Annotated in this window: 19 protein-coding genes; 14 read left to right on the top strand and 5 right to left on the bottom strand. The window is 60.2% G+C overall.

What is annotated here, in order from left to right:
- Window positions 1–834, top strand: coding sequence for an oxidoreductase (locus tag U5A57_RS03460; protein WP_321908197.1), 834 nt, complete (start codon window positions 1–3; stop codon window positions 832–834).
- A 54-nt stretch (window positions 835–888) separates the two neighbouring features.
- On the opposite strand, the gene U5A57_RS03465 is transcribed toward U5A57_RS03460, so the two are convergent.
- Window positions 889–2,037, bottom strand: coding sequence for a branched-chain amino acid ABC transporter substrate-binding protein (locus U5A57_RS03465; protein ID WP_321908198.1), 1,149 nt, complete (start codon window positions 2,035–2,037; stop codon window positions 889–891).
- Between the two features lie 400 nt (window positions 2,038–2,437).
- On the opposite strand from U5A57_RS03465, the gene U5A57_RS03470 reads away from it, so the two are divergent.
- On the top strand, window positions 2,438–3,253 hold the full coding sequence (locus tag U5A57_RS03470) for an intradiol ring-cleavage dioxygenase (protein WP_321908200.1): 816 nt from the start codon (window positions 2,438–2,440) through the stop codon (window positions 3,251–3,253).
- 14 nt (window positions 3,254–3,267) lie between these two features.
- Here the strand turns inward: U5A57_RS03470 and U5A57_RS03475 are convergent, their stop codons facing one another.
- A complete protein-coding gene (locus tag U5A57_RS03475) occupies window positions 3,268–4,464 on the bottom strand; it encodes a polysaccharide pyruvyl transferase family protein (protein ID WP_321908203.1) in 1,197 nt (398 codons plus the stop codon).
- Between the two features lie 180 nt (window positions 4,465–4,644).
- Between U5A57_RS03475 and U5A57_RS03480 the strand changes: the two genes are divergently transcribed.
- Entirely contained in the window at window positions 4,645–5,070 is a 426-nt protein-coding gene (locus U5A57_RS03480; protein ID WP_321908204.1) for a Fur family transcriptional regulator, read from the top strand.
- 24 nt (window positions 5,071–5,094) lie between these two features.
- Here U5A57_RS03480 and U5A57_RS03485 read toward each other — a convergent pair whose 3' ends face one another.
- Window positions 5,095–5,436: a zinc-binding dehydrogenase gene (locus tag U5A57_RS03485; RefSeq protein WP_321908205.1), complete on the bottom strand. Its 342-nt coding sequence runs from the start codon at window positions 5,434–5,436 to the stop codon at window positions 5,095–5,097.
- A gap of 357 nt (window positions 5,437–5,793) precedes the next feature.
- Here U5A57_RS03485 and U5A57_RS03490 point away from each other — a divergent pair, with 357 nt between their 5' ends.
- Window positions 5,794–7,389, top strand: a complete 1,596-nt coding sequence (locus U5A57_RS03490) for a hypothetical protein (RefSeq protein WP_321908206.1) — start codon at window positions 5,794–5,796, stop codon at window positions 7,387–7,389.
- 328 nt (window positions 7,390–7,717) lie between these two features.
- Here the strand turns inward: U5A57_RS03490 and U5A57_RS03495 are convergent, their stop codons facing one another.
- The gene (locus U5A57_RS03495; protein WP_321908208.1) at window positions 7,718–9,142 is read right to left on the bottom strand and encodes a phosphatidylserine/phosphatidylglycerophosphate/cardiolipin synthase family protein; all 1,425 of its coding nucleotides are present in this window, start codon (window positions 9,140–9,142) and stop codon (window positions 7,718–7,720) included.
- A 286-nt stretch (window positions 9,143–9,428) separates the two neighbouring features.
- Window positions 9,429–10,112, bottom strand: coding sequence for a glutathione S-transferase (locus U5A57_RS03500; RefSeq protein WP_321908209.1), 684 nt, complete (start codon window positions 10,110–10,112; stop codon window positions 9,429–9,431).
- Between the two features lie 143 nt (window positions 10,113–10,255).
- On the opposite strand from U5A57_RS03500, the gene U5A57_RS03505 reads away from it, so the two are divergent.
- The 10 genes from U5A57_RS03505 to U5A57_RS03550 all read left to right on the top strand — a co-directional run bounded on the left by U5A57_RS03505 (window position 10,256) and on the right by U5A57_RS03550 (window position 20,832).
- A complete protein-coding gene (locus U5A57_RS03505) occupies window positions 10,256–10,831 on the top strand; it encodes a TetR/AcrR family transcriptional regulator (RefSeq protein ID WP_321908210.1) in 576 nt (191 codons plus the stop codon).
- Between the two features lie 199 nt (window positions 10,832–11,030).
- Window positions 11,031–11,543 carry a DUF2867 domain-containing protein gene (locus tag U5A57_RS03510; RefSeq protein ID WP_321908211.1) on the top strand — a complete coding sequence of 171 codons (513 nt, stop codon included), beginning with the start codon at window positions 11,031–11,033 and terminating at the stop codon, window positions 11,541–11,543.
- A 903-nt stretch (window positions 11,544–12,446) separates the two neighbouring features.
- On the top strand, window positions 12,447–13,067 hold the full coding sequence (locus U5A57_RS03515; protein ID WP_321908212.1) for a lipid-binding SYLF domain-containing protein: 621 nt from the start codon (window positions 12,447–12,449) through the stop codon (window positions 13,065–13,067).
- A 519-nt stretch (window positions 13,068–13,586) separates the two neighbouring features.
- Window positions 13,587–14,846 carry a paraquat-inducible protein A gene (locus tag U5A57_RS03520; protein WP_321908213.1) on the top strand — a complete coding sequence of 420 codons (1,260 nt, stop codon included), beginning with the start codon at window positions 13,587–13,589 and terminating at the stop codon, window positions 14,844–14,846.
- 4 nt (window positions 14,847–14,850) lie between these two features.
- On the top strand, window positions 14,851–16,461 hold the full coding sequence (locus U5A57_RS03525) for an intermembrane transport protein PqiB (protein ID WP_321908214.1): 1,611 nt from the start codon (window positions 14,851–14,853) through the stop codon (window positions 16,459–16,461).
- Window positions 16,458–17,069, top strand: a complete 612-nt coding sequence (locus U5A57_RS03530; protein WP_321908215.1) for a PqiC family protein — start codon at window positions 16,458–16,460, stop codon at window positions 17,067–17,069. Before U5A57_RS03525 ends, U5A57_RS03530 begins: the two co-directional genes overlap by 4 nt.
- 92 nt (window positions 17,070–17,161) lie before the next feature.
- Window positions 17,162–17,878 (top strand): hypothetical protein, encoded by a 717-nt coding sequence (locus U5A57_RS03535; RefSeq protein WP_321908217.1) that lies wholly within the window; start codon window positions 17,162–17,164, stop codon window positions 17,876–17,878.
- 422 nt (window positions 17,879–18,300) lie between these two features.
- On the top strand, window positions 18,301–18,585 hold the full coding sequence (locus U5A57_RS03540; protein WP_321908218.1) for a hypothetical protein: 285 nt from the start codon (window positions 18,301–18,303) through the stop codon (window positions 18,583–18,585).
- A 158-nt stretch (window positions 18,586–18,743) separates the two neighbouring features.
- On the top strand, window positions 18,744–18,980 hold the full coding sequence (locus tag U5A57_RS03545) for a hypothetical protein (RefSeq protein WP_321908219.1): 237 nt from the start codon (window positions 18,744–18,746) through the stop codon (window positions 18,978–18,980).
- Window positions 18,981–19,545: 565 nt separating this feature from the next.
- Entirely contained in the window at window positions 19,546–20,832 is a 1,287-nt protein-coding gene (locus tag U5A57_RS03550) for an efflux RND transporter periplasmic adaptor subunit (RefSeq protein ID WP_321908222.1), read from the top strand.
- Window positions 20,833–20,834 lie beyond the last annotated feature (2 nt).

Raw genomic sequence — 20,834 nt, forward strand, 5'->3', positions numbered from 1 at the left:
ATGGCATCCACCAAAATTCTGCTGATTACGGGCGTGAGCAGCGGCTTTGGCCGCGCGCTGGCGCAAGAAGCACTGGCGGCCGGTCACACTGTTGTGGGTACGGTGAGGAGCGAGCAGGCGAAGCGCGATGTCGAATCGCTTTCGGCGTCTCGCGTCTTCGCGCGCGTGCTCGACGTGACCGGGTTCGATGCCATCGACGGCGTCGTGGCGGAAATCGAGGAGAGCGTGGGCCCCGTGGACGTTCTGGTCAACAACGCCGGATACGGTCACGAAGGCGTCATGGAGGAGTCGCCGTTATCGGAAATGCGCAGGCAGTTCGACGTGAATGTGTTCGGCGCGGTGGCCATGATGAAGGCGGTCCTGCCTTTCATGCGCGAGCGCGGGCGCGGCCACATTCTGAATATCACGTCGATGGGCGGCTATATCACCATGCCCGGCATTAGTTACTACTGCGGCAGCAAATTCGCGCTAGAGGGCATTTCGGAAGCGCTCGGCAAAGAGGTCGAGCCATTCGGCATTGCGGTGACGGCCGTTGCGCCTGGCTCGTTTCGCACCGACTGGGCCGGGCGCTCGATGAGGCGAACGCCGCGTTCGATCGCGGCTTACGACGCGATTTTCGACCCGGTCCGCCAGGCGCGCGAGGAAAAGAGCGGCAAGCAGCTCGGGGACCCGCAGAAAGCGGCGCGCGCGATGCTCGCCGCCATCGAAGCGGACCACCCTCCCAGACATCTGCTGCTCGGCAGCGATGCACTGGGGCTTGTCAGGTCCAAATTGGCGGCGCTGGAAGACGAAATCCGCACCTGGGAGAGTGTGACGGTTTCGACCGACGGTTGAAGCTTGATGGTTGAAGGGCGGGCCCGCCCGGAAGCGGCGGACCCGCGTGGGCGATCAGAGGCCGCTGACCGTCTTGACCGTCACCCACTGGCCGTTCTTCACCTGATACACGGTAGACGAACCGTTCTTGAGCGAGCCATTCGGGTTGAACTCGATATGGCCGGTAATGCCGTCGAAGCTGATGCTTTGCAGCTTCGGGCGATAGTCGTCCGGCTTCGTCGAATTCGCCGCCTGCATCGCCTTGATGGCGGCCCAGGCCGCGTCGTAGCCGAACGGCGCGTACGAGAGCACGTCCACGCCATACTTCTGCTTGAAGCGGTCGGCGAACTTCGCGCCGACCGGCGTGCTGTCGAGCGGACGGCCATATTCCCACGCCATGGCGCCTTCCGACACGTCGCCCGCGAGCTTCACGAAGTCCACATCCTTCACGCCGCCGCCGCCCACGTACTGCGCCTTGATGCCGAGCTGGGCCATCTGCTTCATGATGCCGGCCGCCTGCGGATTGAGGGCGCCGACGAAAATCAGATCGGGGTTTTTGCTCTTGATGTTCGTGAGTTGCGTCTTGAAGTCCGTCGCCTGGTTCGTCGTGTACTCGCGGTCGACGATGTCGCCGCCGTGCGCTTTCACGGCCTTCACGAATTCGTCCGCTTCGCCCTGGCCGAAGGCCGTGCGGTCGTCGATCACGGCGATGCGCTTGGCCTTGGTCGTCGTGACCGCATAGGCGCCCGCCGTGCCCGCGTTTTGCGCGTCGCTCGAAATCACCATGAAGATGTTCTTGAAGCCGCGGCCGCTGATGACCGGGTTCGTGGCGGCCGGATCGATGTCGGGCAGGCCCGCCTTTTCGTACAGCTCGGAAGCGGGAATGGTCGTGCCCGAGTTGAAGTGGCCGACAACGACCGAAACGCCTTCATCCACGAGCTTTTGCGCGACTTGCACGCCCACACGCGGGTCGGCCTGATCGTCTTCGGCGACAAGCTCGAACGAGACGGGCTGGCCGTTGATTTTGACGCCTTGTGCCTTGGCGTCGTCGAGGGCCATTTTCACGCCGTTTTCCAGGTCTTTGCCGTAACTGGCGTTCGGCCCGGTGAGCGGCGCGGCAAAGCCGATTTTGACAACGGTATCCGCGCGCGAGGCGAGCGGTGCAACAGCGAGAAGTGCTCCAACGGCAACTGCGATAGGGGTAAGAGTCTTCGCAAAACGCATGTTATTTCCTTTGTCGGCAAGCATGGGTTCACTGCTGTGGCGTGCATACCGGCCGGGCTCCCCCGCTTTTCGCGCCTTGCGCGGTCGGGGCGGCGGCCGGTTCACGACTCTCTTGTTCGCGTCGACTACGGGTTGGGCTCCTCCAGAAAGGCGTGGTATCGATCGAACCGCCCCGCACGACGAGCGCCGGGGCGAAACGCTGAAAGCGACTATAGGAAGCCAATATCGCTTCGTCTTGACCTTTCGCGACGGTTTCCATGCGCATTTCTGCACAGCCGGTTAAATTGGGGCAATCAGGACAAATACGCCTGCCGGCGCGAAATAAGGCGTAATAGAAATGTAATCGTCATGCGCGCCGGGTCGGGTAGAGTCCCGCCATCACGCGCAATGCAGCACATCAATGACATCACGCCTGTCACGCCGGGAATTCATCAAACTGACGATCGCGCTCGGCACGAGCGCCGCGACGCTCGAAGCGAGCCCCGCCGCTTTGGCGAGCGCCCCGCCTTGCCGGCTCACGCCGGAGCAGGAAGTCGGCCCCTATTGGATCGACGGAGATCTTGTGCGCACGGACGTCCGGGAGGGCAAGCCGGGTGTGCCGTTGACGCTCGACATCGTGCTCACCGACGCAAGAACGTGCGCGCCGCTCGTGGGCGCCGCGGTCGACATATGGCAATGCGACGCAATGGGCGCTTACTCGGGCTACACGAAAATGGCGCTCTCGCCGCCGCCCGATTTCGATCCGAAGGCACCCGGCCGCCCACCCGCGGACTGGCGCGCCGGTCCGCCACCCGCGCCGCGGCCCACTGACCGCGAGACCTTTCTGCGCGGCATTCAGCATACCGATCGCGCGGGCGTTGTCACGTTCCAGACTATCGTGCCGGGCAACTATCCTGGGCGCACCAATCACGTTCATTTCAAGGTCCGCACGGCAAGCGCGTCGCATGTTTCGCATGTCGGCCAGGTGTTCTTTCCCGAGCTGCTGATGGTGTCGTTGATGCAACTCGATCCGTATCGCGAGCACGCGATCCAGCGCACCACGCAGGGTGAAGACGCGGTTTTCGTCAACCAGTCCGGCGCAGCGATGATCGCTAGTGCGAGCCCATTTGCCTTTGAGAGTCGCGTCAATGGTTTTCGCGCACGCGTGAATGCCGTGGTCGATCCCGATGCGCAACCGCAGGCGGTCGAACCGTTTCCGGGGCCGCCGCCGGGCTGAGTGCCCGGGCGCGCTCAGCCCGCAACGACGGCTTCGAACTCCTTCCGATACCGCCGCACGAGCGCCGATGCGGTTTCGCGCAATGCGTCGCAATCGCTCGCCAGCGCATGGGCAACCGCATCGGCCAGGTTCCCCGGGGGTACAACGCCGGGGATGCCCGCTGCTTCCCATGTCTGCACGTAAGCCACATGTTTGCTTCGGCCAAAAGAATAATCAGGATGACTGATGTTGACGCGTGGAAGCGCATAGGCCATCGCAACGATACGACCGTGCAGGCTGCTGCCGCAATAAATCCGGCTGCCAGCGATCAACGCGCAAATGTCCCAGACGTTCAGCGAAGCGAACACGCGAACGTGAGCGGCGCGCAGTCGAGCCGCAAGCCGCTCATACACTTCGAGCTCATCGTGCCAGGGAGCGGCGCCTGCGCGAAATAGCACAACACCCAGGTCGTGCGCCTGCGCCACGCGTTCGAGCTGGGCGGCTAGCGTATCGAGCGTTGCATCATCGCCGAAGTCGGCGCTGAATTGCACGGCGGCATAGTCGCGCGGGAACGCTTCGCGTAGCGCGAGGTTTGCGGCGTGCCGGCGTATCGTCGCGCCGAACAAAACAGCCGTCATCGTGGCGGGGTCAGGTATCAGGCGGGCACCTTCGATGCCCCGTTGCGCGAGCAACGCCTGAGTTCGAGAGTCGCGCACGCTCACCGTGTCAGCGGATTGCAGCGCGGCGAGCACGTCGGCGCCCAACTGCGCGTAGCGTGCGTCGAGATCGACACCGCCTACTGCGTTGAACGAGAGATGATCCACGCGCACGCCGGGCAACGCCAACTTTGAAAGTGCGTACGGCGCGAGTGACGCCACGCCAACATGCCTTTGCGTCCACGCGCGAGCGTCGCGCAGCCATTCGCCTTCAGCGGCAATGAGCGCTGGCACGCGTTGCGGCGGCGCGAGCATCACAGCGGCTTCCCACGCATTGCAGGTCAGCAGCTCGCCGCCCGCGTGAATCACGTTCACGGCGCGGCCGCGCGCAAATGCGGCGACACGCGAGAGCGCGACGGTGCGCGGGCCGCCATCTCCATGCGGGTCTCGCGCGGCGAGCCCGGCGAACAGCCGTTCGCGCCGAGGCAGCATGCGCGCCACCACCTGCGCGATCAGCAGATCGCCGAAGTTGTGCCGGTCGAACGCGCCGAAGATCACCGTGGGTGTGGCAGCCATGAGGGCCTCGTACGTGCGTCTGTCCAATGATCGCCAAGAGCATGCTTTTCCATCTATACGGTGCCATAGCATAAAGCGGCGTGAAAGGAAGTCGCGGCGTGCCGCCCACGCCACCGACATAAGGAAGCCTTAAGCATTCCCGGGGGACACTGTCGGCCTTGCCGACGTGGTTTCCATCGTATGAGAACGGTCTACTCCGAACTGAAGAGCGCGCGCCTGCGCCCTACGTCCAGCCGCGTGGCCGTGCTGAAGGTGTTTCATGATGCGCCGCACGAGCATCTGACCGCCGACCAGGTCTTTCGCCGCATTGCAAAAGACGTGGAGCAGTGCAGTCTCGCGAGCGTGTATCGCGCGCTTGCCCAGCTGATGGAATCGTCCCTGCTCCACAGCACGTGGGTTGGCGAAACGCGCGTGGTGTACGAGCTTGGGCGTGGTGCGCCGCACGCGCACCTCGTGTGCGAGAGCTGCAAGACCGTGGTCGACATCGACGAGCCCACGCTGCAGGAGCAGCACGCCGCCATTGCCGCGGCGCAGCGCTTTCGCTATACACATTCGAGCCTCGTCGTTTTCGGGCTCTGCGCCCAGTGTGCCGCGACTACATCGTGAACTGGCGCGTTACCGGCGCCAGGCTCAGAGCGTAACGACGATCTTTCCGAACGGCTCGTTCGATTGCAGATAGCAGTGCGCCAGGGCGATTGACTCGAAGGAAAACGTCGTGGCAATCACGGGCGTCAGTGCGCCCGCTTCCACGCCGTCCAGAATAAACGCTTTGGTGCGATTCAACCAATCAGGATTGCCAATTACCTCGTGTACGAGGTAGCCGCATATCCGCCGCTTGCGCGCAACGAACTTGTCCAGCGCGTGAAGGCCGCGGTGCGCGGTCGCCCCGTGACGGTCGAAGCGATGACCGAGGCCATTGCGGCGGCCGCCGTTGCGGGAGAGTGCCCCCCACACCTGAAGCTCGACAAGCATCGGCGCAGCCTCGCGCTGCACGGGCTCGTCGCGCAGCGGTTGCGGGGTAATCCGGAGCTAGCTGGGGCTCGATGAAAAACACTGGGTGAGTACCTATGTGCGGTCGCGCACATACGCAAGCGGACGCCGTTTGAGTTTCGTGCCGCCCGTGCTTTAAATGATCTGACGAGACGAGCGTCGATGCCGTGTGGCAAGGCAACAAGATTGCAAAGGGAGTCACAGCACCATTCGTTCCAGGAATGTGCACGCTCATTCGCCGCCGCTCTGATAAAGAAGGTGAGGCTAGTGCGCGAGGTGATACCTGCGCGACAGCTAACCGCCTGCTTGAAGAAGGTTCATTTCACATTCGAGGCGGATATGGCTAATCAAAATTCTCCGTTCCATCCCATCATCTACGTCAGAGGCTACGCCATGACGCAGGGGGACATCGACCAAACCGCGGCCGACCCGTTTTGCGGTTACAACGTCGGCTCCACGATATATCGTGCGGTGTCGGATTCAAACAGTGCGCCACGACGGTTCGTATTCGAATCGCCGGTAGTGCGGTTGACAGCGGATTTTCAGTACGGCACCGTCTACTCAGATGGCTACGATATTGTGGACCCCGACTGGATGCCAAACCGCGTTCGAGGTCTACCGCCACGATGCATAGTGATATTTCGCTACTACGATGACGCGTCCCAACTGCTGGGAACAGGCGTAGTACCCAGCATAGAAACATCGGCGAAACAGCTCGCGGAGCTTATTCGGAAGGTTAGGGAGAAGCTACTGGAGTCCGGCGGGGTGGCCAATATCAATGACTTCAGATGCTACCTTGTCGCTCACTCGATGGGTGGACTCGTTTGCCGCGCATTTTTGCAAAACGATCCAGATGACATAAACGACGATCCGCGGCGCCATGTCGCCAAGTTCTTCACCTATGCGACACCACACAACGGCATCGACCTACTCGGATTAAACGTTCCACGGTGGCTTTCGAAGGACGACATAAACAATTTCAACCGCGAGAGAATGGCGGAATACCTCAATGTGAAAAGTGCTTACGCAGCGACAGGACGCGTCGACTGGCTCCCTTCCGGAAGTATCAACCCCGACAACGTGTTTTGTATGGTCGGCACCAATCGTACGGACTATGAGGTCGCGATGGGGGCTTCGCGGACTTTCGCTGGCCATGGAAGCGACGGTCTTGTGCGTATCGAGAACGCTACCCTGCGCAGCTTGAATGCCAAAGGCGAGCCAGGCAGGCCCTGCGCCAAAGCCTTCACTTACCGGTCACATTCAGGAAATTTCGGAATTGTGAATGGGGAGGAATCCTATCAAAATCTGACAAGATTTCTTTTCGGTGATTTTCGTGTTGATATCTGGGCGGATATAACAAATCTTCAATTGCCGTCTGACGTTGTCGCAACGAACAAGCCGGTCAAGGCGCTTTATCAGTTTGAACTGCTTGCGTCGCCTCGCGGGAAACCGTGGTATCTCACGAGGCGAGTGGCCGAGGAGGATTCGGTTGCCTGCCTGACGCACGAAGAATGGCTGAACTCGGGCGGGAATACCTCTGTTTACCTGTCTACAGTATTCCTTGCAAATCTCGCCAAACTGAACCCGAACGACCCGACGTTAGCCTATTCTGTGACCGTCGGCATCAAGGTCCCTGACTACGAAGTCGATGGCCGCATGTGGCTGGCTCAACATTTCGAGGGCGGATATCTATTCCGCAAGACACTGATCCTCCACATAGTGCCGCCAACGGCAGTCACTTCGGGTTGGACAGTTCAATACGAGTGGGCAGCAGAACCGACGATGTCCGGCGGTACCGTTCCAATACCGCCGCTCGTGCCGAATTCGACGAGCCAAGTGACGATCCCGTTTTCAAATCCGGCCAAACCTGGTGTCTCCGGTAATATCCGTTTCGTCCTGAGTCTATGGAACATCGACAGGCAGCAAGAGAAGTAGGTGTTGCAATGGCCGATTCTGTGCGTAGTTCCTTCGCAGTCCTGCTAAAGCTTGGCGAGGATTGTCGCGTCAACGAGCGAAAGCAGCCATCCGGCCGCGGTCAAATCGGTGCTTTTGATTGTCAGGGCTCTTTGCTTTCTTTGCCTGGCAAGTCGTATGTTCTGGCTATCGAAGTCTTATTCTCGGGCTTCCGGCCTGACGAATCCCTGTGTACGGATTCAGGACCGTAGCGCCCCAATCGGCAGCCGATTCTGGCCGACTAATGCGCGACACGGTGCGCACGGCGACACGAACTGGCCACGTAGTTTTGCGCCAGGGCACGCCGCGCTCAGAGGAAGTTCCTGATCAGCATCGTCACCCACCGCCAGGCACCGCCGCAGCCGGCGGCCCGGCAGCGCGCATCGGGATCCGCCAGAAGGCGGCTATTGGCGTCGCTCACCGAACCTGAGTTGCGCAGGTAGTACGCCACGCTGTCCTGCAAGGGATCGAGCCCGTCCTCAGGGATATCGATCCACAGGCCGTTTTCGGTATTCAAGCGGGCCGACAGCGAATCGAAATTAAAGCTGCCGAGGTAGTAGCGATGGCTGTCGATGAGGACCAGCTTGGCGTGCATCATGCGGCTGTCATGGTCGGAATACTCGCGCACCTCGATCCCGGCATTCACCAAGCCGGGCAGATCCTCGGCATAGGCGCGACCGACTGCGGGGAATTCCTGCGTGATGCTCGCCAGCGAAGCGCTCACCAGGATCACGTGGACACCTTCGCGCTGCTTGCGCTCAAGCGCCTCGCGCAGTTCCGGCACCAGGATCAGGTAGGGGTTGATGATCAGAATCTCGCGCTGCGCCATATCGAACGCTTGCAGCATGTCCTGCAGCGTGCCTGGCGAGCGCTTGTCGGGCCAGTCGTGGACATAGCGCAGGCGCTCGCAGGCGATCGGCATCCAGGCAGGATCAAAATCCGCCCCGGAAGCGGGCGCGGCGGCGGGATCATCGGGCGTATCGGAAGCCGTTGGTGTATCGGTAGCGGCCAGGTCCGTCGCCTGGGCTGCACCGTCGAGCGGTGCCAGCAGCCATTCGCGCCAATAGTGGATGCGCGCCGGGTCCAGCGTCGTGTAACCCTGCGAGGTGCGATAAGGACTGGCGATTTCGAGGAATTTTTCCGGCTCGGGGCGAACCGCTTCCGGGCTATCCCAGAACAAGGCGAAATGCTGATACATGGCGTGCAGGGACGAAGTGTCCTGGCCGGCATTGCCCGACACGATCAGATCGCGCTCGCTGAGCCAGTTGCGGAAGCTCGCATCCCAGATCGAGGTACTGCCGATCACTGCCGTGTCGCCAACCAGGAACAGCTTGTCGTGCATGCGATGCGAAATCTCGATGAGATCTGATCGTGGATGGAAGATGCGCAGTTCGATGCCGGGAGCCACCTCGTGCAGGGCGACGATGAGCTCGTTCTCGAACGCGAAGTGCGGCTCGGGGCCGATGCCGTCGATCAGCAGCTTGACCGACACGCCGCGGCGCGCGGCCTCGACCAGATGACGCAACAGCAGGCCACCGGTCTGATCGATTTCGAAGATGTAGGCGAGAACGCGGATCGGCTCGGTCGGCGTGGCACGGTCGACCAGCGCGATTCGCGACTGCATCAACTGACCGTCGTCAAGACTGGCGACCAGGTCGACACATTGCGCGTGGCCGTGCAGAGAAGTGGCAAGCACGCATGCCGGAATGAGCGCCAGGCTTCTTCTTGCGGTCATGATGTGGCGAACTGGTTCGATGTGTCTCGCGAATCTGGCTGCACTTGAAGCACTCAGTGGACAGGACGTCAACGCAGTTGAAAAATGGCTTTCCAGAAGGTCCGATTGTCGCCGATCTGTGAGAACTGTTCCAACGACCGCACATGGCCGGTTTCGCCCGCTGAGCTATGGCGCCGCAAATATGCCGTTGATTGACTGCGGTCTGGAACGGTCCGCCCGGAGGGGGGCGGGCAACGCACTTCGTGATTGGTCGCTCATCAATGAAGGCAGACAAACAGCTGCGACTTCAGGTAAATGCCGGCTGACTTTTGACGCTCGGGCGTTCGCGCATTCTCGCGTACCAGGCGAGAAGGGATTCGCACTCTGCGGGCACCGGCAGCTTCACGATCGACGCAAAGACCAGGCCGCCGATGACGGTGATGTCGGCCATCGAGAACGCATCCCCAGCAACAAACGGCTGCTTTCTCAGGACGTCATTGAAGTACCGCATGCCCCTCAGGGCTTTGTCGCGCTGACGAAACCCCCATTCGGCGTTTTGATAGCGCTCGACTTCGGGCCCAAGTCCAGGCGTGGCGTGGTGGAAATAGACACTGATGGCGTCGAGTAACTCCAGTTCGGCGCGCTTGCTCATCATGTGGATCACGCCCTTCTCGAGCGGTGTTTTGCCGGTCAGCGTGGGTGCACCATCGAGCGTATCGAGGTATTCGGTAATCGCGGTGCATTCGGCGATGCAGGTTCCGTCATTGAGTTCGAGGACCGGCAGCGTGCCTGAGTAGTTCTTCCCTGAGATGAATTCGGGCCGTTTGTGCTCCCCTCTGTAGAGATCGACCATGACGAACTCGACACACGATTGCAGATTCTTTTCGGCCAAAGCGATACGCACGCGTGTTGGGTAGGGTCCGGTGGGGAAATCGTAAATCGTCATGATCGGGAGTTTGGTTGAATCGGAATTAACGATGCCTGATGTCATGCTTACCTCTGCGGGTGGCGGTACTCAAGATCGAAGGAAATGGGGGAGCATGCCCAGTTCCTCTACCTAACGTTCGTTAGGTTTAACATAAGGGGTATAATTCGCGATGTCAACAGTCATCCCAGTTTGCGGAGGCGGTCGTAGTGAAGAACGATTCAGGTTTGAGCTCGAGGGAACGAATCCTGGTGGCCGCCACAAAGATTGCGCAAGCGCACGGCTACAACGGCCTGAATTTTCGTGATCTTGCTGAAGCTGTCGGTATCAAGGCTGCGAGCATCTACCATCACTTCGCAAGCAAGTCCGATCTCGGAGCAGCGGTGGCGAGGCGCTATTGGGAGGACTCGCAAGCCACGCTGAATGCACTTTTGGCCGAATCCGCAGACCCGGTCGACTGTCTGCGCCGCTACCCAGAAACGTTTCGCAAGGCGCTGAAGAGCGGCAATCGCATCTGCCTCTGCAGTTTCATGGCTGCCGAATCTGATGACTTGCCGGAAGCGGTGACGAAAGAGGTCCGAGCCTTTGCAGATGTGAATGTTGCGTGGTTGAGCAAGGTGTTATCCGCCACGGCCATTGCCAGCGCCGAGGAGCGCGAGGGACGCGCGCGAGCGATCTTCGCAGCCGTCGCCGGCGCTCAACTCATCGCCAGAAGTCGCGGGGATATCGCCGTCTATGACGGGTTAATTGAAAGCTACCGTATTGCTGGTCTTTTGCCGGCATAGCAGTAGAAAAAAGTCGATATGGCGCCTGGTGGCCTCCAAGGCGCAGGGGCCGGATGGGCGAAGCGGGCGATATCGTCGCAGCGGTGCTATTTCCGCCGACTGACGATTCGCGATATATGTTGGGCGCGGCGCAGGTGGCCGACGGCAGCGTCGCGCTGCTCTTATGTCCTGGCCCACGAGCCCCGATTGGTGATCGCACATGTACAGCTATCAAATCGAACAGTCTGATCTGCCGCCGGCCTCGCAGTTGAGTTCGTCGTACGGCCGCGCCGATTTCGCGGACGCGTTCTCCGTGGATCTGCCAGAAAGAGCATGCTACGACGTAGAGGCGCTGGCACGACACGTCTTTGCCAACCAGCCCGCATGGATTGCGATGCTGCTGGGAATCCGGGACACGCTCGTGCGGCCTCTCGGCTTGAAGACAACCGTTGACTTCAAGGAGAAAGGAGGGGACAGGATCAGCCTGTTTCACGTATTCGAACGATCGGATAACGAGATCGTTCTCGGCGAGGATGACACGCATCTGGATTTCCGCGTGTCGGTCCTCGTGCAGCCGTCATCGCACAGTCGATCCCGCCTCACAGTGACGACGGTCGTTTTCTACAATCGTCCGCTGGGCCGAGCCTACATTACGCTCATCGCACCTTTTCATCGGGCAGTCGTCCGAGCCTCGCTTCATCGAGCGCAGCAGCTAGGTTGGCCCAATGCATAACAGTGGTCCGCGATGCTTTCGCCGCATCCGGCACCGACTGCCGTCGCTGTTGATTTGGACTGCTTGAATTCCGAAGTATCGAAGAGGGCATCAACGGCCCAAACATGCGTAACCGACGTTTGAGCGACCCTCGCCATTCAGCCATGCAAGACTTACCGGCTGCTTTGCGAATTAGACCGGCCTTCGGCTTTTCGTTTGCACGAATAACATACTCCAGACCGGTTGCGTGTCCTGTTTGAAGCGGCTGTTATTTGTCTGGCCAGCTCCGGGGAGGAAGGCCGCACACCAGCTCATTTCGAGCAAATCCTGATGGAAGTTTTCGAATGCCAGTCCACGCGCATGAAGCACATTACTCAGGTCGCATGGCAATTCGCAGGCCGCTCAATAGGCGTCTCCCTCACGTGCATGCAGCCTGCCAGGCACCTTTACCCTGTTCGATGCCGGCATTCAGCGGGGATGGGACCAAAGACCTATGGATTGGATGACGTGCTTGTGCCAAGCTGGATTCTGGCGTCCTCCGAGTGCAGGTTTGACGCTCTGTCGGCAACCCTTCGAGGATTGCGAAAAGCCTGGAGTTGACTGCAACCAACACGCTTTCAAGAACGTCAACAAGCGCTCAAGGAAGACATGGTCATGCATACGATTGCTCGACTATCGAGCGTCCTGCCGTGGCTATCTTTGGCATCTGCGGCAGCAGCTCAGCAACCGATCTTCTATCCCTCCGTTTCTCAATGAAGTCACCAGCGACGGCACAGTTACCTTGCGCGTTACCGCCTGGCACCTGATTTCAATCGCAGAAGACAACGGATCGAATTTGGAACCGCACTAGACTCTCCGATACAAAAAGCGAGTTGCAATGGAGTCGGTGCATTGGTGGGTTGTTAATTTGAATTGGAGTACGTCATGTCAAAAATTGTACCAGCGCTGACCGCAATTTCCGGATTGGCGATCCTCGTGGCATGCACGACTGATGGTTCCATGAGCAACAGCGCCGCGCCGACATCAACCGCGGCTCAAACGTCGGACGCCGTGCCGCAGATGCAGGGCAACAGCGCGACACGTGTCCTGGATGCGGACTCCCGGGCGGCTTTGTCTAGCCTCGCCTCAACCCACCCAAAGATGGACTCCCTGGCGCACAAGGCGAAAGCAGTTTTGATATTTCCGAGTGTGGTAAGGGCAGGATTTCTTGCCGGCGTTTCGCATGGAAGCGGCGAATTAATCGAGAGTGGCAAGGTCACGGGGTATTACGCTACGACCTCGGTGTCTTACGGCTTCCAGGCAGGCGCACAGCAATACGCGTACGTCATGCTTTTCATGACCGATGCCGCACTGAATAGCCTGAAGACAAGCGGTGAATTCGAGGTCGGTGTTGGACCAACGGTAGTCGTGGTCGATGAGGGAACCGCCAAGAATCTCAACACCGAGACAGCGAAGTCGGACGTCTATGCAATGATTTTCAATCAGCAAGGCTTGATGGCCGGAACAGCGCTACGCGGAACCAAGATTTCTCGTGTCAGTCCGTGACGGATTGGCAGGCGATGAGTTCGCCAAGATCGTTGGTCAGCATGCGGGGAGGCACGGCGTTGATCAGGTGCTTGAATATCGGACCAAAGTCCGATTGTGCTTCACCCCGGTGGTGTGCAGACTTGACCAAAGGTGGCCACGGCGGCGTGTGGACTCGCAATCCGCTGACAACCGGCAAGAGCGAGCCGGCGCCAATTTCCGCACCGCTCGCGACCTGTTGACCCCCGCTCCCGTTGACATGAACGCGGACCTCGGTGCCTCAAAGCTGGAGGCCTGCCGTAGAGAGATCTACTCGTTTGGAATTCGTAAGGAATCGTAGCGGATCGAATCAAACCCGGATTGCCTGCTCGCAGTGCTGTGCAAACGTATTATCTGCGAAAACGTCGGAATGTCATCGCCCGAACAAAACGTCGATTGTCAGGTTCAAGCGATCTATCGACGGTATGAATTTCGCGGTGCCGCAAGTTGTGAGTCCAAATATTGATTCGTATTACGAAGTATGTGGACGAAGGGGCCACAATGACTCACGGGAAACTCGTGGCCTGTCACGAATGCGATCTCCTGCAGCGCGAGGTGGCCGTGCCGGAGGGGGGCGCCTTGCGCTGCAAGCGTTGCCGGGCCCAGCTGTACCGCGAAGTTCCCAACAGCCTCGACCGCGCACTCGCGTTTTCTCTTGCCGCCGTTGTGCTTTTCGCGGTTTCGAACGTGTACCCGATAGTCGGTCTGTCGGTGAGCGGGACGGTCGTTGAGACAACGTTGCTGGGCTCAGTGAACGTGCTGTACCACGACGGAAAATGGCCAATTGCGGGCCTCGTGTTTGCGACCACGGTACTGATGCCGATTTTGCAGACCGTGAGCATGCTGTGGCTACTGATACCCTTGAAGTTTGACCGTGCGCCGTGGGGCGGCCCAGCCATATTCCGGTTGTGCCACCTTTGCCAGCCGTGGGGAATGACCGAAGTGCTGATCCTCGGCTTGCTGGTCGCGCTCGTGAAGCTGTCTGCGATCGCAGGCGTGGTCGTGGGTCCGGCGCTGTGGTCGTTCGGAACCCTGATGTTCGTACTGGCGGCGGCTGGCTCGGCTTTCGATACGCGCAACCTGTGGTCGCGCGTCGCCGTCGTCGAGCACAGGAACGCGGAGCCGGATCTCGACGAAGCGCCGCTGCAAGGGGCGGTGACTGCGGCTCGGTGTGGTCTCGCCCTCTGTCACGACTGCGGACTGCTCGCACGCGCACGGGTCGACGCCCACACGCTCCATTGTCCGCGCTGTGGCGCTGCGATGCACCTGCGCAAGCCTGCAAGCCTGTCGCGCACATGGGCCTACCTGATCGCTGCGATGGTGATGTACATCCCGGCGAACGTACTGCCCGTGATGTACACGAACTCGCTCTTCGGGACCGAGAACGACACGATCCTGTCCGGTGTTGTCTACCTGTGGACATCGGGGTCGTGGCCGCTTGCTATCGTTGTGTTCATCGCGAGCATCGCTGTGCCAATGCTCAAGATCCTGGCGCTTGTCTACCTGACGATCTCCACACAGATGCACTCGCGCTGGTACGCCGCCGAGCGCACACGGATCTACAGGATGGTCGAGTTCGTGGGGCGCTGGTCGATGCTCGACATCTACGTGATCACGATGCTTGTCGCGCTCGTGCAGTTCCAGGCGCTTGCGACGATTCAGGCCGGTAATGCGGCAATCGCATTCGGTGCTGTTGTGGTGCTCACGATGTTTGCGGCGATGGCGTTCGATCCACGTCTGATCTGGGACGAAGTGGAGTGAGATCATGCCCGGGCCGGAGAAAAAGCCTGATTTTCCCAACGCGGATGCGGCGCCGCGGTCGCGCTGGCGTCTGCAGGTCGTATGGCTCGTCCCCATACTCGCGGTCCTGATTGGCGGGTGGCTTGCCGTCAAGGCTGTGATCGAAAAGGGCCCGGCGATTACGATCAGCTTCATTACGGCAGATGGTCTCGAAGCGGGAAAAACGAAGATCAAGTTCAAGAACGTCGACATTGGACTCATTAAGACCGTCACGCTCACGCCCGACCACGAGCGTATTGTCGCGACCGCCGACATCAATAAGAACGCGACTGACATGCTGGTCGACAGCACGCGTTTCTGGGTGGTGCGCCCGCGCATATCGGGCGGAACGGTGTCCGGAATCGGGACACTCCTGTCCGGCTCTTACGTTGAAATGGACGTCGGGAAATCGAAAAAAGGGCGTCGCGACTTCGTCGGCCTGGAGGTGCCGCCCGCGATCGCGAGTAATGCGCCGGGGAGCGAATTCATCCTCAAAAGCACGAATATGGGATCGCTCGACGTCGGTACACCGGTTTATTTCCGGCGGCTGCAGGTCGGGCAGATATCCGGCTTCAAGCTCGACCCTGATGGACACGGTGTGACGCTTCGGGTTTTCATCAACGCGCCGTACGACAAGTTTGTTCTTTCGGACACGCGCTTCTGGCATGCGAGCGGTGTCGACGTGGCAGTCAGCTCGAGCGGCATCCAGGTCAATACGCAGTCGCTCGTGTCGATCATGATTGGCGGCGTGGCATTCGAGTCGCCGCCGAGCGCGCTCGATGGGCCCGCCGCTGCGAACGAATCGACCTTCACGCTGTTTCCGGATCGGGCTGATGCGATGAAGGCGCACTATCATATCGTCGTGAAGTACGTTGCCGACTTCACTGAGTCGGTCAGGGGATTGATCGTGGGGGCGCCGGTAGACTTCCGCGGCATTGTCGTGGGCGAAGTGACAGCGATCTATACACGTTTTGATCCCAAGACCGAGAAGTTCAGCATTCCGGTGGAAATAGATCTCTATCCGGAACTGTTCACGTCCCGCTATGAGACGAACGGCGGGGGCCGCGTGAGCAACGATCCGCACGCACTGGCGGATCGCCTCGTTGCGAAGGGACTGCGTCTTCAGCTTAGAACGGGCAATTTGCTGACCGGGCAGCTATACATGGCCGCCGACTTCTTCCCGGACGCGCCAAAAGCCACCGTCGACTGGACGTCATCGCCACCGACACTTCCAACGATCCCCGGCAACCTGCAGAGGTTGCAGGAGAACATCACGCAACTCGTCGCGAAGCTAAACACGATCCCAATGCAAGCGATTGGCAACAACACGCGAGCGACACTGGCGAGCGCGAAGACGCTGCTCGACGATCTCGACACCATGATCGTCCCGCAGGCTCAGGGCACGCTCGCCGCGGCGCACACCGCGCTCGACTCCGCCAACAACGCATTGCAGCCGGATTCCGCCCTTCAGCAGAACGCGACGGACATGATTCAGGAGTTGTCGCGCACAGCTGCGGCCTTCCGCACGCTCGCCGATTATCTGGAGCGGCATCCGGAGGCTTTGATTCGCGGCAAGCAGCAGGAGCACCGCCCGTGACACGCGCACCAGCATCCCTCATTGTCGCCTTGTTGGCCATCTTGCTGGGCGGTTGCAGCAGTTCGCCGGTGTCCAGTTTCTACCGGTTGAAGCCGGACGCGAATCTCACCGTCTTGAGCACTGCGGTGCCGCTCTTTGTTGTGGTCAACCCGGTCACGATTCCGGCGCTGGTTGACCGACCGCAGATCGTCATCAGTCTCGCCGACAACCAGGTGTGGCCTGACGAGTTTCAACGCTGGGCGGAGCCGCTCAAAGGCAACATCCAGCGGACGATCGCCGCAGACCTCGCGGTGCTGCTTGGCTCTGAGCATGTGAGCGTGTATGCATCGGATTCGGGTGGCTTGCCTGCGTGGCGCGTGCGCGTCGACATCATGCAGTTCGATTCGGTGCTGTCGGGCATGGCAACTGTCGATGCTCAGTGGACAATCTGGTCTCCTGGTAATGCGGCGCCCATCGTCGGGCACACGGTCGCGCGCGAGCCTGTGCAAGGGCAGGCTTACGACGCGCTTGTCGCCGCCCATGATCGTGCGTTGGGCTTAGTCAGCCGGGACGTTGCAGCGGCAATCCTGAAGAACCTGCCGGCGTCAGGCAGCAGTGCTCACAATTGATACACGGCGCCGCATTGGATCGAGGCCGCTGCTTGCCCTGGCATGAACGCTGTGCCAACTCAGATTACGGCAGGGTATGAAGGACGCTGAACATGAAACCCTCAAAGAAGGCATGGCGACTTCAGGGGATTGACCCGCGCAGGAGTCTGAGAGCCCCCCGCGCTGCTGCCATCGCCGGCATTCTGTTTTCTGTCTTACTGATTACCGGCCTTCTGCTGTTGCGGCGTTCTGTTCCGGTTGGTCCCATGGAAGCGGGCCAGTGGCTTCGAGAAAGTTCAGGTCAGGTGGCTGTTGCGCTCAACATGGTGCCGTTTGCTGGCATTGCCTTTCTCTGGTTCATTGGCGTGCTGCGGGATCGCCTCGGCGATCGCGAGGATCGCTTCTTTGCTACGGTGTTCATGGGGAGCGGCCTCCTGTTCCTGGCCATGCTGTTCGCCGCTGCCGCGTTCGTCGGTGGAATTGTGGCCACGTATCGCATCGGGTTCGATCGGCTTCCCGGCTCGGCCACGTTCACTGTCGCGCGCGAGTTTGCCAACGAAACCATGAATATTTACGCGGTCCGAATGGCCGCAGTATTTACGGCGAGCACCAGTACACTTGCCCTTCGCACTGGCTTTGTTTCGCGCTGGATTGCGTTTGCTGGATACGCCACCGCGTTCGCGCTGCTCGTTGCCGGCCACTATATCGATTGGATCGTGCTTGTTTTCCCGATCTGGATTCTCCTTCTCAGTCTCCACATCCTGGTCGACAATTTCGGCGTATCACAGAAGGTCGGCGCAAGTGGTCCTGACACGAAGGTCGACGATTGATTTGTTAATCCGCCGGAACACTGGCGGTGGACTTCGGCAACTGACCCGGGAGCATGGAATGGCCGAACTGTAGCCGAAGGCAGCGTGGTGAAGGGAGTCTGGGAAGGGTCACACTCTCCGCCTCCGGCTCTGCGCTTCCTCTAGCAGGGTGGCAGGATGCGCGAGATCGATATCAGCAGTACTGCTTATAAAGAGAGGTTGTGGAATTGATCGGCAGCGGCCAGATCGGCTCGCCGAGCAAACGTAATCTGTCCTCTTACGATCGTATGAATCAGTTCGATGACCACCCTATGCCACCGGAAATTGCCAGTCTTCTGTTCGCTAACCTCCTGCACCGGTCGCTTCATTGGCCTTCGTTGACCATACGACCTAAACTCCTTTAGGGGCCGGCGTGCGTTTTGGCAGAGTCTTTGGAGACCGCCATGAAGATGGTTTTGCTAGTGGTTTGCTTAATGATCAGTTCAAGCGCATTTGCGGAGTGCGCGACGAATTCGCGTGGCGAAACCGCCTGTGGCAACGGGGCAACAGCGGGCGGCTATAACCGGAGCACAGGCACCGCCTGGACATCCCAAACCAACCAGAACGGTGTCCGGACGACCCAAACCAATCGTGGTGGCGAGGCGAAGACGGAAAACGGAAAAGGCGTGGTGCGCGGGCCCGGTGGCAAGACCTGTTATCGGACAGCGAACAGCCACGGTTGTAACTGACAGCACTTGTCTCATCAATGAGTGCACAGGGGGTACTTCTACCTTGACTCGCACGGCGCCAAGGCGCCAACCCATCGGCAGCGACGAATCACTTCAACTTCACACCTCACGCATCGCGCGTACATCTGCCTTTGTCCTCAACAAACCTGGAGCGGCCGATGAGGAACAAAAATTCCGCTATGGGTGTGAAAGACTACATGCTTCGCTATGCGCGCGAGTTGGCCGACTCTGGTCGATACGCCGACTGGCGAGCGATTGAAGAGCCACTGCGGCACAGGTACGGCGTTGAGCAGGCTGACCGCCTGCTCAACGATGCCTCACTCCGAGGCGAACTCGACCAGCGCTGTCAATGTGCAGCACATACCGGCGATGGCGTCCAGCAGATCCGGCATTGAAGTGCGTGACGCCCGGTGCGCTCACTCTCGCTGAATTTGCCGACAACAGATACCCACCCACGTACCAACCGCGCGGCGATGTGCTACTGGACGCGCGTCCGAAGCTTTCGATTGTGTGTGCGTTCGGCACAGCGTCCTCGCCGCGAATGGCCGAGGCGTGCGAAGCGGGCTATCAGACCAAAGTCTCATTGTTTTTGCCCTGGACGGCTAGCAGACTTGTCGAGGACGGGCGCCCTGACCATGCGGCGACGAACCATGGGCGACGCCGGCGGCTCTTTCGAGCACGCCACATGAGCAAGAATTCCGCCAGCGCATAAAAGGCATTCTGGTCCTTGCGCAACTCATTGGGGCGGGATTCATCGCGGGTGTGACACCCGGTGTGGGCATTGTGTGCCGGAACGGCGGGTCTGCCGGGCCCGTATTATCCCGGCCGGCGCCTCTTCAAGTGGTCCGGAAGAATCCTTATTGATTCGGATCGCGAACAGTATGCGGGCAACGAAGAAGTGACCATGGCGCGCGCGCACCGAGGCGATGCGCGGGTCCGGCGCATTGCGGGAGGCCATTCATGAGTGGACCGTTCTTTCTCGGGCATCGACCGTTACCTCTGGTTTCCGCACGCCGAAACCGCTTCCCACTGGTCCTCGTCGCTGTTGCGCTGATTCTCCTCGCTGGTTGCAAGAAGGCATCCGGGCCTCCGGCACTCGGTGCGCCTGAAGTCACGGTGATGACGGTTGTGGCTCAAGACACTCCGGTCGACCTCGAGTTCACCGCGCAAACACAGAGTTCGCGTGAAGTCGAGATTCGTGCGCGTGTGGACGGCTTTCTCGACCGGCGCATGTACACCGAGGGCGATAAGGTGAGGGCCGGTCAGGTTTTGTTTCTGATGGACCCGAAGCCGTTTCAGGCCTCGCTGCAGACGGCGCGGGGCGAACTTGCGCAGCAGGAGGCGCGGCTCACGGTCGCGCAGCAGAATCTCGCGCGGGTCAAGCCGCTCGCGGCGCAGCAGGCATTGAGCCAGAAGGATCTCGACGACGCAATCGGCAACGAGAAGCAGGCGCGAGCAGCGGTGATCTCAGCGCAAGGGCAGGTGGAGACGGCGGAGCTCAATCTCGGCTACACGACGATCAAGTCGCCTCTGGATGGCCTCGCGAGCTATGCAAGGCAGCAGGATGGCAGCTATCTGATCGCGAATTCATCGGGTCTCCTCACCTTCGTCTATCAGCTCGACCCGATCTGGGTGAACTTCAGCATTTCCGAAAACGAAATGCTCAAATTTCAGGACCAGATTTCGGCAGGCAAGCTGCTTTTTCCGCCCCACAGTGAGTTCGTCGTGGCAGTGGAACTCGCCGATGGCACGGAATTTCCGCAGCACGGCACCATCAGCTTTGCGAATCCGGCGTTCAGCACCGACACGGGCACTTTCCTCGTGCGCGCCTCGCTAGCGAACCCGAAGGGTACATTGCGGCCGGGTCAGTTCGTGCGTGCGCGCGTGTCGGGCGCCGTGCGGCCGAACGCAATTCTCGTGCCGCAACGGGCAGTGCTGCAGGGCGCGAAGAGCCACTTCGTGTGGGTCGTCGACAATCAGTCGAAGGCCCGTCAGCGTGTGGTCGAAGTCGGCGACTGGAACGGCGATAACTGGTTCATCAACGATGGCCTGAAGGCTGGTGAGCGCATTGTGGTGGATGGTGCAATTCGCGTCGTGCCCGAGGTGCCGCTCAAGATTGCCGGAACGCTCCCCTCGACGCAGAGCGGCGGAAAAACGATCGTCGAGAAGGGCGGTGCGTCGGCGCCGCAGGTGAGCGCAGGCGCGCGCGCGATAGCGCCGGCGGCAACCAGCGGCGCGTCGCAGTAAGG

It is taken from the genome of Paraburkholderia sp. J11-2 (genome assembly GCF_905220185.1).
Taxonomy (GTDB): domain Bacteria; phylum Pseudomonadota; class Gammaproteobacteria; order Burkholderiales; family Burkholderiaceae; genus Paraburkholderia.